This window comes from Pseudarthrobacter defluvii (assembly GCF_030816725.1).
GTDB classification, from domain to species: domain Bacteria; phylum Actinomycetota; class Actinomycetes; order Actinomycetales; family Micrococcaceae; genus Arthrobacter; species Arthrobacter defluvii_A.
The window spans coordinates 2,366,627-2,378,770 of the sequence record NZ_JAUSYG010000001.1 but is presented as its reverse complement, the minus strand read 5'-3'; the positions used below and the strand labels follow the sequence as shown (position 1 = coordinate 2,378,770).

Genomic DNA, 12,144 nt, shown 5'->3' with positions numbered 1-12,144 from the left:
CGGGCCCGTTCCGCGCCCCCCGGCACCGCTAGGGTTGGTCGCGTGCGCAAGAAGCGGTGTGGCGCATATGGTGCCTGACCAGTACCCGTGGGCGGCAATTGTTACGTCTACGACCAGCCACTCCTCCTCAATCCATGCCCCGGGGAATGCGACAGTGATGCGGTCCGTGTTGCCCGCCCGCTCTGACGCCAGCACCAGGCCGTCCGGGCTCATGCGACGGGAACACCGGCTCCTCGAGGTCTGTCTACCCTCTTTAACTTCGAACAAGCTGGCAAAGTCAGCATCCGCAAACAATTCCACGCGGCATTGGAGTGGAGTCTGCGAGTAGTTATGGACGGTGACTACTTCAGTTAGACCCGCCCCCAGAGTGCGTTCACGGTCGATGAGTACAGAAGTGTCAGCGTGATCATCCCTGCGGGCCCTCCCGATAAAAATACGGTGAAAGGGCTCCGGAGTGGTGGCCGACAGCGCCTCAACCGGGACACCCTGAACCTTCAGTGTCCAATCACTGATGACCCGGGTGTCCTGGAAGAACACTCCATGCGGGAGACGGGCCGACATGTCTCCGTTGGAAGAGGAAATGCAAAATGACGTTCCCTGGACCAGGGTGACCGCTCCCGGGCCCAGGGTACCGGCATTGTTATCGACGTTCCCTTGCGCCATCTTCGGCTTCTTCCGCTGTAAACACTATGGTGAAGCGAGAGCCCTGCATGATCCGAAAGACCGCGTCGCCCTCTGCAAGAGGCTTCGACGGAGCCCAAGAGGGTAGAACCGCCACGCATGATGAAAGACAAACCAAGCCGGGAAACATCCCGGTCAAGCATCGCAACCGGAAGCAGCCGTACTTTTTCCGCTGCTTTTAGGCGCTTTCGCGGGGGATTGAGAGGCCGTCCACGGTGGTACTGCAAGTGCTCACCACACTGGCTCAATCGAATTTAATTGATGTCAGCCCGGTCTGAAGTTTCCACTCCACCTCGCCTCGTCGGGAATCGGTAATCCGAATACCTTCGCTGCTCGGCGCAGATCCTCAGCGGCGGTCTCACGCAGCCGGCTCAATTCGTCGAGCCGTTCCTTGGATATTTCATGGCGCCGGAACTGATCTTCAGCGTGAGAAAACTGCTTTTCGGCCTCTTTGAGGTTGGCCTGAGCCTGTGCGACTGGGTCCACTGCAACCATTATCCCAGCATGACAGCTTTAGCGATAAAGGCCATAGGCCCACGGCCTCTGGCATTTCCCCCCTCATGCAGCTCGGAGCCTGAAGGTGCAGCATACGCAGCGACATTGTGCACGGCGTTGGCCGCAACACTCTTTCACAATGGTCGCTTTGCGGCCGTTGTTCAGCCCACAGCGCCACCTGGCTATCGCATATCAACGACGACGGTTGTGCCGCGTCGGGGTGACCCATAATGGCCCCAGGCGGGCCCGATCGAAGCGCGACACAACCGTCTGCGGGCAAGTCGACATCAGTACAGGCGCCCCAGCCCTGCTGCAGACATTCCAGCCCGGCGCTGTCGGCGGCCGGCACCAGGAGGCGGCGGCCCCCCGTTGGGTGGAAGCCAACGCGGGCTGGGGTGCGTCATTCCGTCGAAGTCGTGAGCCGTGAGCAGCAGGCTGAGCCGTCAGCAGCGGGCACAACCCGGTGTTGCTGGTCATTGCACCCGTCAAGTGTGCCCTGGAGAAGTGCAGCACTGAGACCGCAAACAAGCTGGGTGTGGTCGCTGGCAAGGCGGCGGAACGGGCAGTTACACAAAACCAGCCCCTGGCCGTCAACCTCGGGTTCGTAACCGTTGTCGGTCAGAGCTACCTCAAGGTTTCCTGCGGCCACCCCGCGTCGTTGCCCTTCGGCATAGGCAACGGCAGAGAGAGCCTTCTCAACCGGTTCTCCGGTTTGGGCCGCGGTTTCGATCGCGGAGGCGAGCAGGCGCCCCGCCAGCTCGTACTCGCGCGCCGGAATGGAGAGTTGGACTTCATCCAATACCGGCTTGTAGAACTTGCTGGGCCGTCCGGAGCCCGGGCCTGTTTTGGATCCGAGCTTCCTGCTTTCAGTTTCCAGCAGACCTTCCTGGACCAATTTCTCCAGATGGAACGAGGCAGTACTCGGGGCAAGATTGAGCTCTCGAACCAACTGGTCCCGCGTGAGGGGAACCGGGCTGCGTATTAGCGCCTGGTAAAGAGCGCGCCGTACAGGATCGGCCAGCAAAGCCGTGTCGGGATTTCGCGTTGTAATCGGCGAGGAATTCATAGGGAAATTCAATCACCTCCTGGAGGGCTTGACGGAAACAATTATACGCTCTAAATTCAAGATAACCGACTTTAGAGGGGGCGTCATGTTATCCCAGTACACCGCGCGGCAGGACGAGTACGCTGGCCCCGTCGGTGAACTCGACCGGCTTGAACAGGTTGCCCCGGCAGGAATTGACTTGGAGGGGGCCCGGGCGGCCGTCGCGGACTTGCTGGTTGCCTTGGGCAGGGATCTTTCGGACCCTGACCTGGCAGAGACACCCCGCCGTGTTGCCCAGGCCTTCGATGAGCTGCTGACTGCACGGCCGGCGTCATGGACCACCTTTGCGAACACGGAGGGGTACACAGACCTGGTCCTGGTTAAAGACATTCCTTTTCACTCGCTGTGTCAGCACCATCTGTTGCCGTTCCGCGGTGTGGCCCATATCGGCTACCTCCCGGGAAGCAGACTGATCGGGTTGTCCAAACTTGCCCGCGGCCTGGCACATTTCGCCAGGGACCTGCAGGTCCAGGAACGCCTCACCGTACAGACGGTTGAATGGCTGATGGAAACACTGGACGCCCGTGGTGCGGGGGCCGTCCTGGAAGCGGAGCACCTTTGCATGTCGCTGCGCGGGGTTCAGGCAGCCGGGACAACGACGACCACAGCGGCCTTCCGAGGGGAATTGGCCGTGCCCGGACCGTTGAACGAGCGCTTCTTTTCCAAGTAAATGATTTCCCGGGCCTGCCCGTGGCCGGAGAGTGCGGAGGAAGGGTCATGATGAACGATGTGGTAATCGTCGGGGGTGGCCTTGCCGGCGCGACAGCGGCGCAGACCCTCCGGGCCGAAGGCTTCACGGGCACCATCACGCTGGTGTGCCAGGAAAACCATCTTCCCTACCTGCGTCCGCCGCTGTCCAAAGGTTTTCTGGCCGGCCGCGAGGACGAGACGTCCCTGCTGCCCTACACAGCGGATGACTACACCGAACACGGCATTGAGCTCCTGGAGGGAGAGGCCGCCGTAGCCATCAACCGGGCGGCAGCCACGGTCACCCTGGCCCAGGGCCGGGTACTGGAATACGGCCAGCTGCTCCTTGCCACTGGAGCGTCGCCACGGACCCTGGAAGTTCCCGGAGCCGGCCTGCCCGGGGTCCACTACCTGCGGACGCTCGAGGACAGCCGTTCCCTGCGGGAGTCCCTGAAGCGGGCGGGCCCGGGCCAGGGGAGGTGCAGGGTTGTTCTGGTCGGGTCAGGCTGGATAGGGATGGAAGTTGCCGCAACCGCCACGACCCTCGGTGCAGAGGTAACGGTCCTAGGCAGGGACAAAGTGCCCCTGGCCGCTGCCATCGGTCCGGAACTGGGAAGAGTCTTCATGGATCGGCAGAAAGAAGCCGGGGTGAAGTTCTACACCGAAACGATTGTCACCGAAATCGTCGAACGCGACGGCAGGGCTGCAGGGGTCACGACCGGCAGCGGCAGCTATGTGCCCGCTGATGTGATCGTTGTCGCTGTTGGCGTGGCCCCCAATACCGCACTGGCAGAAGCTGCAGGGCTCAGCATCGACAATGGCATACTCACCGATGGGGCACTCCGGACGGACGACCCGCGGATCCTCGCTGCCGGTGACGCCGCAAACCCCTATCACCCTTTCATAGGTGGGCACCTGCGCAGCGAGCATTGGGCTAACGCCATCAGCAGCGGCAAGGTAGCCGCCAGGACCATGATGGGGAAGACGGCACAGCTGGATGATGTCCCGTACTTCTACACCGACCAGTTCGATCTGGGCATGGAGTACTCCGGTTACTCCTCACTGGCATCCAACGCCAAGATGGTCCTGCGCGGAGACCCGGCTTCGCGCAAATTCATCGCGTTCTGGCTCATGCCGGTCTCATCCACCAGGGGATGGGTCGTGGCAGGAATGAGCGTCAACGTCTGGGATATCCAGGACGACATCAAATTCCTCATCAGCAGCGGGCACGAGGTCCAGACATCGCAACTCTCGGACCCGGACATACCGCTTGGCGAGTTGTGATGCCACTCCCGACCGCGCCCCTGACACGGAAGTTACCCGAACCGGTGACAGATGAAGATGCGTGCGGGAACGGCGTGTACGAGCCGGCGTTCCTTCACCCCCTGCACAGCCTCGGGAGCAGAACCATCGATTTTCGCCGCCAGGCGGTTCTCATGGCCATCATCAACCGGACCCCTGATTCGTTTTATGACGCAGGACGGACCTTTGACCTGGACGCTGCCGTTGATGCTTCCCTGGCCGCCGTGGCCGACGGTGCGGACTGGCTAGACATCGGCGGGCAGCCCTTCGCTCCCGGCACCCCGCTCACGACAGAAGAAGAAGCAGACCGCATCATTCCCCTCATCCAGGAAGTCCGCCGCCAGTCCGGCACGATCATCTCCGCCGACACCTTCAATCCCGAAGTGGCCGAACTCAGCATCAAAGCAGGTGCCAATGCCATCAATGACACCTCTGGACTGAGCGACCAGGAGATGGCCGCCGTCATCGCAGCCACAGATGCCCACTTCATCATCACCCACAGCCTCGCCCCGCCCCGGACGCCATGGCCTGAGCCCACGTATCAGGACGTAGTCGGGGAGGTCCGCGACTTCCTGTCCCGGAAAATCGATGAAGCCATCGGCCTCGGCGTCCCTGAAAAGCAAATCATCATCGACCCAGGGCACGACCTGAACAAGAACACCCTCCATTCACTGGAACTCACCCGGCGCCTTGAACAGATCGCATCCCTGGGCTTCCCGGTCCTGGCATCCGTGTCCAATAAAGACTTCATCGGCGAGACACTGGGCAAAGCACGCGATGAGCGGGTGGAAGGGTCCCTCGCCGCCGCCGTGATTTGCCTGATGAAAGGCGCACGGATCCTGCGCATGCACAACATCGCTCCGGCGGCGTCGGCCCTGCACCTCACCGAGGCAGTCCTCGGATGGCGGAAACCACTATCACTGCACCACAACATGAAAAGACGCGGAATCCGCGTCCGGGCGGTGCCATGATCGACCGCCTTCTGCCCAGTCCCGTCACTGCCGCCACCGACACGCAACTCCTGAATTGGTATACCCATCCAGTAACCGCCGATCCCCACGTGAGTTTCAATTTCGTCTCCAGCCTGGACGGAGCCGCGACACTCAACGGCCGCTCCGGAGGCCTGGGTAACGCGGCGGACCGGCGGATCATGGTCCTGCTGCGCCGCACCGCAGACATTCTTCTCCTCGGCGCAGGAACGGTCAGAACGGAGGGCTACTCGGGGGACCTAATCGGCGCAGACGGTGTCCAGTGGCGCCAGGACAACGGCAAGAATGACCGGCCGTCCCTGGCCGTCGTCTCCGGCAGCCTGCGGATCGACCCGGACCTGCCCTTCTTCACATCAACGCCGCAGCGACCTATGGTCATCACGACCGCCGAGGCCAGCAGGGTGAGGAGGAGAAGCCTGGAGAAAGTCGCGGATGTGATTACCTGCGGGCAGCGGCGTCTGGACGTGGACCTGCTGGTCCGGGAACTGAAACGGCGCGGACACTCCCGGATACACTCCGAGGGCGGGCCCCACCTGTTCGGAACATTCCAGCAGGCCGGGCGCGTCGACGAACTCTGCCTGTCCGTTAGTCCTGTCCTCGCCGGAGGATCCGGCACCCGCATCGCCGTCAGTTCCCAGGAAAACTCTGACCCCCGCAGGATGCACCTTCAACACGTGCTCCGCTGCGGGGACATGCTCTTCCTCCGCTACCTGGCCCACCACGGATCAGGCACGACAAACAGCGCGCACGCAAAGGAGTCGGCGCAGGACAAGGGGGATGAACTGCACGGGGCGCAGGCACCGGAGTAAAAGGCCCTGCCGGAAGGGGACACGCCTGCTGAGGAAAGGACAAGAACATGGTTTCAAACACGGCCGACCAAGCTGCCGGCACGCTGGCTTCGTCGCACGCTCCCCATTCAGTGACAAATGTCTATCCGGCGAGATGGCAACCAAAAATGCGAAGAATTCCTTATGCCCTCACCGGCAGAGGCCCGGACGGCTGAGATGGACTGGGGAGGGTGGGCCATGTTCGGGCTCTTGGCAACCGGCGCCCTGACAGTAGTGATGATCGCGGCCCAAATGGCCGGTTGGACGCGTCTGGACCTGCCGCTGGTGCTGGGCACTCTTGTAACGCCTGACCCTGATCGGGCACGGGTCGCAGGATTTTTCATCCATCTCGCTGCAGGCCAGATTTTTGCATTCGGATACGCGGCCACCTTCGCGCGTCTGGGCACCGCGACTTGGTGGATCGGTGCCCTGCTAGGACTCCTCCACGTGGCGGTAGCGCTGACAGTAATCCTCCCCCTGTTGCCAGGGGTCCACCCCCGGATGGCATCGACAAGAGCAGGACCTTCGAACAGGGCAGTGCTGGAACCACCGGGCCTGCTTGGCCTGAACTACGGGATTCAGACACCGGCCGTCGCGGTCCTCGCCCACGTCGTCTACGGCGCCCTCCTCGGGTTGCTCTTGAGGACGGCATGAGGGGCCGGCCCGAGCACGCGACCGAGGAGACGGACCTGGCCAAAAACGTCCAGCACGGAGACCCGACGTGGCAGCCCTCGCCCATCCCCGATTACGGCCTCCTGGGAGACACGCGCACCGCAGCTCTTGTCTCGGCCGGCGGTTCCCTGGACTGGCTCTGCGCCCCGGCCTTCGACGGCGAGCCGATCTTCGGAGCACTCCTTGGCGGCGCCGAAGCCGGAGCGTTCCTTGCCGGACCCGTTCCGCCGGCTCACGAAGTCAGACGCCAGTACCGGCACCACAGCGCAACCCTGGAAACCGTCTGGTCAGACGGGCAAGGTCAACTCATCCTCACCGAGGCCATGGTGGCCGATCTCAACGGCCAATTGCTGCCCACGACGCTTCTGATCAGACGACTCAGCGCCGAGGGATCACCAATGACCGCAGTTATCTGTTTCGACCCCCGGCTGGGCGAACAGCACCAGCGTCCCCGCATCCGCCGCGGCCGCAACCTTGTCTGCGACTGGGGGCCCTTGGCCCTGTCCTTGGGATGCAGCCAGGAACTGGTGCTCGAACCAGGACAGCACACGTACGTGACCATAGAACCTGGCCACCCCGTCACCTTCGTACTGGCCATCGCCCACGGGGAACCCCTCATCCACATCGACCCTTCAACAGCCTGGGACCTCGTCGAAACCGACGAAGCCCGGTGGCGGGCCTGGGCGGACGAAGTCGATGAAGACATCCCCTTCCGTGAACCGGTCCTGCGAAGCCTTCTGACCCTCCAGCTGCTGACGTACTCTCCATCCGGCGCCCCGGTAGCAGCCCCCACCACGTCCCTGCCCGAGGACCCCGGCGGCATACGCAACTGGGATTACAGATACGCCTGGCCCCGGGATGCCAGCATCGGGGTCGCTTCCTTCCTCGGCGTTGGTAAAACCGGTGAAGCAAGAAAGTTCCTCGGCTGGCTGCTGCACGCCAGCCGGCTTGAACGGCCGCGCCTGCCGGCGCTGCTGACCCTTGCCGGGGGACACGTGCCCGCCGAACGCACCCTCCACAACTGGCCCGGATTTGCAGGGAGCACACCGGTCCGCATGGGCAACGGAGCCGCAAGCCAACACCAGCTCGACGGCTATGGATGGGTCCTGGATGCCGCCTGGGTCCTCGTGCGGAGCGGCCACCGTCTTTACTCAGAGACATGGCGGGCGATGCGAGGTTTCGCCGACCTGGTCGCACGGCGATGGCAGGACCCCGACGCCGGAATCTGGGAAATCCGCGATGACGCGGCCCACCATGTGCATTCCAAGATGATGGGCTGGCTCGCCCTCGACAGGGCACTCCGTATCGGACAGACGCACCGCCTGGGCAAACGGCAGCGAGAACAATGGCAAAAGGCCAAACACGATCTCGCGGCCGAAATTAGGTCCAAGGGCTTTGACCCGGCCAGACACACCTACACCCGCACCTACGGATCCCTGGACCTGGACGCCGCTCTGCTTGTCCTGCCCGTCATCGGCCTCGAAGAAAACGGCTCGTCCCGGGTCAAAGGAACAGTCGATGCCATCAGGGAGGAACTTTCCGCTGGCTTCCCGTTCCTCTACCGTTACCCGCCCGGCCAGGACGGACTACCCGGCACTGAGGGGGCCTTCCTGCCCTGCTCATTCTGGCTTGTCCAGGCCCTCGCCCACACTGGGCAGCTCAGTGAAGCAACCGCACTTTTCCAAGCACTCCTGGAGAATGCCAACCAGCTCGGACTCTACAGCGAAGAAATTGACCCGGCCACCGGAGCCCTTCTCGGCAACTTCCCGCAGGCTTTGACGCACGCGGCGCTCGTACAGGCCGCCCTCGCCCTGCGCGATGCCGTCGCACGGAACGAAGCGGCCCCAGGAACCCTTGACTAAGACTGCAGGCACTGCCCCGCCCATCCGCCCTCCACGGAATAGGCACTGAAGAAAAACGGCACAACAAGCGCCACGACGAAGGAGACGACCTGATGGCCAGTCCGAATGCTGTGAAAGTACGACGTATCTACGAGTCTCCACTTCCCGAAGATGGCACCCGCATCCTCGTGGACCGGCTCTGGCCACGCGGCCTGACCAAAGAAAAAGCCCGCATCGACCATTGGTACAAAGCCATAGCCCCATCCCCGCAGCTGCGGAAGTGGTACGCCCATGACCCCGAACTCTTCGAGGAGTTCAGCCGACGCTACCGAGCCGAACTGGACGCACCCGAAGCCCTGGCAGCCCTTGACCAGCTCCGCACCCTGGCCGGCCGCGGACCCCTGACCCTGCTGACCGCAACAAAGGAACCCAGCATCAGTGAGGCTGCAGTGCTGTGCACGCTGATCACAGAAGGAACGCACCCATCGAACACCTAACGCTCACGGCGTCCGCCCACGAAACCCCCTGTTCAGACCGGATTCCTTGACTTCCATGAGCGGCGCTCCTATGGTCAGAATACTAACATCTAAAATGTTAGATTTAGAAGCCGCGAGAGCTAGGAACTGCTAAGCGGCTACGCTGCACGGCCTATTGAAAGGGCTAGCGGCGGTATCAAAGGAGGCTCCAGATGCCGTTGTCAGATAGAGAGCAGAAACTGCTTGATGAACTGGAGCTGGACCTGGTTACGAAGGACCCGCGCCTGGCACAGGAACTGTCCTCTGGTTCTATGGCGGACGGGTTCAGGGCAACCACGTATTTTGCTGCCCTCTCGTGCCTTATCGGCGTCGTCCTGCTTATTGCAGGCGTCGCCTCGCAGGTGATCGCCGTGGGCGTTATCGGCTTCCTCTTAATGGGAGCAGGAACCTACCTTTTCGTGGCGAACGCGCCCGCCCTGACCGCGCCCCCCATAAAGCGCCGTCCAGATTCGGGACCTGGGAAACAATGAAATCACGCTGTATTTCCGCTGCCTGACTTTCGTCTCGCAGACGGTGCAGGCAAGCAAAAGAGGTGTGAGTAATGAGCATTTCAGCCACAGACGATATCCGGGTCCACAGTGAGGCTCCGGCTGAAGGTGACAACACCCGGGAGTTTCCGGAAATCCGGTCCCATTCCCAGGAACCGGCCGAAGGTCCCGACTCTCCGGGGGCGACCGATGCGTCCGAAGATCCACAGCACCCCTAGTCCAAAGAGGACAAATCACTGGCCGGAAACATGGCCTTAACCCAACCGACTCCTTGCGCTTCTGCAGGCGATAGCCCGACAGGTTAGCCCGAAACAGACGAAGCGCCCGAGCCAAGGATCACATCGACCATGACAGCATCATTCGAACTGGTGGTAACAACCGGCGGGGACTTTGAGTTCAGGTTGCTCTCCCGCACCGGGAAAGTACTGGCCGTCTCCGAAAGATACAAGGACAAGAATTCAGCGGTCGCGGGCATCCGCGACGCGCAGGAATCCGCAGCAATGGCTTTTATCAATGACCGCACGACGCGGCCGCCATCGACCCCGGCCCCACCGTCCGGTTTACAGCAGACACAACAGGGCCCATCCCGCTGGTTCGGATGAACCATCGGCGCAGAATCAACAGCTATTCGTAACCGGACCCGTCCCCGTTCCGGGAACCTCCGGATCCTGCCGAGAAGCGAGGAAAAACGCGCTCCCCGGCCCCCACAGCACCAATGCCTAGAAGGAGAGTACCGTGGCTGCCACCTCAATTCCCATGCCCGCTGAAAGCGGCATTAGTCGAACCTTGCAACGGATTCGAACAGAACCTGCCTATGCAGCATTCATGATCCTGCGGGTCGGTTTCGTTCTCCTTCCCGTGGTTTTTGGCCTGGACAAATTCGCCAATGTCCTGACCAAGTGGGAAGGATATCTCGCCCCCTGGGTTGCCGGGCTACTGCCCTTCACCCCCCACATCGCAATGTTCATCGTCGGTGCAGTGGAAATCGCCGCGGGCATCATGATCGCAGTTAAACCGCGCTACGCAGCCTACGTGGTCGCGTTCTGGCTTGCCGGCATCATTATCAATTTGCTGACGTACCCGGGTTTCTACGACGTCGCCCTGCGCGATTTCGGGCTGCTCGTCGCCGCGCTGGCGCTGGCACAGCTGGCACGGACGTTCGATTCGGGGAGATCCGGGCGCGGTATCACCCAGGACTGAAATTCAAGCGGCGAAGACAGCCCTTGAACTCATGGCCGCTGCAAAAAGACATTTTGCAGCGGCTAAGCAATCCACCAACATGTCGGAAAACGAGTGAGGGCAAGAAATGCTTCATTTAGAGAACATCAGCTTCCCAACCACATTCAGCCGCGCGGTTGGACGGCTGATCATGAACATGTTTGGGCCAGCAGACAGAAGCCCTGTCGATACTCCCATCATTCACAAAAACGACGACGAGGAAGCAGCATCCCAGGAGCAGCTTGCCGATATCGAGATAGAACATGACAACGAGGGACATGTCTGGGCGGAGCAGAAAACCCACCTGAAGGAATGATCCTGGACCTCGGTACGCTCCAATGCCCCGATGTCCAAAGTTTGTGGGGTTGGGCGGTGAGAGTGGCGGCCCGATCTGAAGGTTGAGATGAGTATGTCTGATCCTCGCCTTGAAGCCAGGTGCTTAATCGAATCAGGCGCCCTTTCTCTTGAGGACCTCTGGCTTCAATACCGGGCTCGGGGAGAGAACGCCGGCGTTTTGGAACTGGATGCATGCATCCACGACATCCCCCTCCTCAACGGGCTGGAGGTCGAGGTTCTGAGAATGACCTTGAATGAACTTCGACCTTGATATTTACCCCCTTTAACGCGTGCCTCCAGGCGAGCTTCCTCGTCATCGCGGACCGGTAATCAAACCAATTCGAGGAACAGCTTGCTGATATTCCAAGCACAAACCGGAAGTAACCGGGGTGATCCCAGGAAGTTGTAGGTGCATTTATGGAGCAGTCATTCGAAGTCGAATTGGTGAATCAGGACGAGTACCTGGTGCGTGCGGAAGCAGAGGGACAAGCGGTAGAGTCGCTCTTCCGCGTAGATCCTTCCTTTCTGGAGGGGATCGGCTTGGGAGGCTTCGATGGGCGGAGGGTTATTGAAGAAACATCACGGTTCCTCGCCGGGCACCAGTCGGTGATTGATTTCCCTCCAATGATCGATCTGGAAGACATTGCAGCCGCTTACAGCGACTATGTCCCCACGCTCCAGGTCCACCTCAGAAACCGATAAATGTCCACCGGCCCGGCTGATTGGCGCGAACCGCTGGAAGACTCCGGGGGATTTCCCGGATACGAGGACATCGTGGATGCCCTGGCTGACCCGACGCATCCTGACCACGCTGAATATTCCGCCTGGGTAGCCGAAATAACTGAACCCGATGAACCTTTTGACCCTGCTTTCCTGGAGATCCCCGCCTTCCGGCAGATCAGCCGGGCTTTACCCAGGGTGATGCCGTTTCGGATACGGTCAAAACTAGTCGGGCTTTCATGACAGG

The 12,144-nt window shown here is 61.4% G+C and carries 16 protein-coding genes and 1 pseudogene; 14 read left to right on the top strand and 3 right to left on the bottom strand.

Annotated elements, in window-relative coordinates; genetic code table 11:
• Positions 1-84 precede the first annotated feature (84 nt).
• The 3 genes and pseudogenes from QF031_RS11225 to QF031_RS11215 form a co-directional block, all read right to left on the bottom strand.
• Positions 85-663: pseudogene (locus QF031_RS11225) on the bottom strand (glycogen debranching N-terminal domain-containing protein); the annotation flags it as partial.
• Between the two features lie 282 nt (positions 664-945).
• A complete protein-coding gene (locus QF031_RS11220; protein WP_307427840.1) occupies positions 946-1,176 on the bottom strand; it encodes a hypothetical protein in 231 nt (76 codons plus the stop codon).
• Between the two features lie 400 nt (positions 1,177-1,576).
• Positions 1,577-2,242: a helix-turn-helix transcriptional regulator gene (locus QF031_RS11215; RefSeq protein WP_307427838.1), complete on the bottom strand. Its 666-nt coding sequence runs from the start codon at positions 2,240-2,242 to the stop codon at positions 1,577-1,579.
• 85 nt (positions 2,243-2,327) lie between these two features.
• Between QF031_RS11215 and folE the strand changes: the two genes are divergently transcribed.
• From folE to QF031_RS11145, 14 genes are all read left to right on the top strand, one after another.
• The gene (gene folE, locus QF031_RS11210; RefSeq protein ID WP_307427836.1) at positions 2,328-2,951 is read left to right on the top strand and encodes a GTP cyclohydrolase I; all 624 of its coding nucleotides are present in this window, start codon (positions 2,328-2,330) and stop codon (positions 2,949-2,951) included.
• Between the two features lie 47 nt (positions 2,952-2,998).
• On the top strand, positions 2,999-4,252 hold the full coding sequence (locus tag QF031_RS11205) for an NAD(P)/FAD-dependent oxidoreductase (RefSeq protein ID WP_307427834.1): 1,254 nt from the start codon (positions 2,999-3,001) through the stop codon (positions 4,250-4,252).
• 152 nt (positions 4,253-4,404) lie between these two features.
• Positions 4,405-5,241 carry a dihydropteroate synthase gene (gene folP, locus QF031_RS11200; protein ID WP_307427832.1) on the top strand — a complete coding sequence of 279 codons (837 nt, stop codon included), beginning with the start codon at positions 4,405-4,407 and terminating at the stop codon, positions 5,239-5,241.
• Positions 5,238-6,068 carry a pyrimidine reductase family protein gene (locus tag QF031_RS11195; RefSeq protein WP_307427830.1) on the top strand — a complete coding sequence of 277 codons (831 nt, stop codon included), beginning with the start codon at positions 5,238-5,240 and terminating at the stop codon, positions 6,066-6,068. Before folP ends, QF031_RS11195 begins: the two co-directional genes overlap by 4 nt.
• 162 nt (positions 6,069-6,230) lie before the next feature.
• Positions 6,231-6,740, top strand: coding sequence for a hypothetical protein (locus tag QF031_RS11190; RefSeq protein WP_307427828.1), 510 nt, complete (start codon positions 6,231-6,233; stop codon positions 6,738-6,740).
• On the top strand, positions 6,737-8,620 hold the full coding sequence (locus QF031_RS11185; RefSeq protein WP_307427826.1) for a glycoside hydrolase family 15 protein: 1,884 nt from the start codon (positions 6,737-6,739) through the stop codon (positions 8,618-8,620). Before QF031_RS11190 ends, QF031_RS11185 begins: the two co-directional genes overlap by 4 nt.
• 92 nt (positions 8,621-8,712) lie before the next feature.
• Positions 8,713-9,096 carry a DUF488 domain-containing protein gene (locus QF031_RS11180; RefSeq protein WP_307427824.1) on the top strand — a complete coding sequence of 128 codons (384 nt, stop codon included), beginning with the start codon at positions 8,713-8,715 and terminating at the stop codon, positions 9,094-9,096.
• A 191-nt stretch (positions 9,097-9,287) separates the two neighbouring features.
• Entirely contained in the window at positions 9,288-9,605 is a 318-nt protein-coding gene (locus QF031_RS11175; RefSeq protein ID WP_307427822.1) for a DUF3040 domain-containing protein, read from the top strand.
• A gap of 71 nt (positions 9,606-9,676) precedes the next feature.
• Positions 9,677-9,841: a hypothetical protein gene (locus tag QF031_RS11170; RefSeq protein WP_307427820.1), complete on the top strand. Its 165-nt coding sequence runs from the start codon at positions 9,677-9,679 to the stop codon at positions 9,839-9,841.
• Between the two features lie 129 nt (positions 9,842-9,970).
• Positions 9,971-10,225: a YegP family protein gene (locus QF031_RS11165; RefSeq protein ID WP_307427818.1), complete on the top strand. Its 255-nt coding sequence runs from the start codon at positions 9,971-9,973 to the stop codon at positions 10,223-10,225.
• Between the two features lie 133 nt (positions 10,226-10,358).
• Positions 10,359-10,823, top strand: coding sequence for a hypothetical protein (locus tag QF031_RS11160; RefSeq protein WP_307427816.1), 465 nt, complete (start codon positions 10,359-10,361; stop codon positions 10,821-10,823).
• A gap of 106 nt (positions 10,824-10,929) precedes the next feature.
• Entirely contained in the window at positions 10,930-11,157 is a 228-nt protein-coding gene (locus QF031_RS11155; protein ID WP_307427814.1) for a hypothetical protein, read from the top strand.
• A 437-nt stretch (positions 11,158-11,594) separates the two neighbouring features.
• The gene (locus tag QF031_RS11150; protein WP_307427812.1) at positions 11,595-11,879 is read left to right on the top strand and encodes a hypothetical protein; all 285 of its coding nucleotides are present in this window, start codon (positions 11,595-11,597) and stop codon (positions 11,877-11,879) included.
• Positions 11,880-12,140, top strand: coding sequence for an IS1096 element passenger TnpR family protein (locus tag QF031_RS11145; protein ID WP_307427810.1), 261 nt, complete (start codon positions 11,880-11,882; stop codon positions 12,138-12,140).
• The last annotated feature ends 4 nt before the right edge of the window (positions 12,141-12,144 follow it).